This window comes from Streptomyces sp. PT12, from assembly GCF_003311645.1.
Classification (GTDB): domain Bacteria; phylum Actinomycetota; class Actinomycetes; order Streptomycetales; family Streptomycetaceae; genus Streptomyces.
This window is the reverse complement of the sequence record NZ_QEST01000273.1, coordinates 1-394: the sequence shown is the minus strand read 5'-3', so window position 1 is coordinate 394 and position 394 is coordinate 1. Positions and strand designations below refer to the sequence as shown.

The 394-nt window shown below is 72.8% G+C and carries 1 protein-coding gene; it reads right to left on the bottom strand.

Features of this window, described 5'->3' with window-relative positions:
* On the bottom strand, positions 1-394 hold a 394-nt coding region (locus DEH69_RS29030; protein WP_309302912.1), incomplete at both ends, for a ketoacyl-synthetase C-terminal extension domain-containing protein.

Sequence of the window (394 nt, the reverse complement as noted above, 5' to 3'; positions counted from 1 at the left end):
CCTCATACAACTCCCGGCCCATCCCGAGCCGTTGACTGCCCTGCCCCGAGAACAGGAAGGCGACGCGCCCCGGCGCCGGGAGGGCGGGGGTCGTTCCTTCGGCGACCTCGGCGAGTTCGGTGAGCAGCCGGTCACGGTCCTGGCCCGCGACAACGGCGCGGCGCTCCCACGAGGGGCGGGACAGCAGGGTGTGCGCGATGTCGTTGAGCGGAACGTCGGGCCGCTCGATGACGAACGCGCGCAGGCGCTCGGCCTGTTGGCGCAAGGACTCCTCGGTGCGGGCCGACAGGACCCAGGGGACCACCAGCGCGGCGGGCGCGGTGCGTTCGGCGGGCTCGTCGGCGGGGGGCTCTTCGATGATGGTGTGGGCGTTGGTGCCGCTGATCCCGAAGGA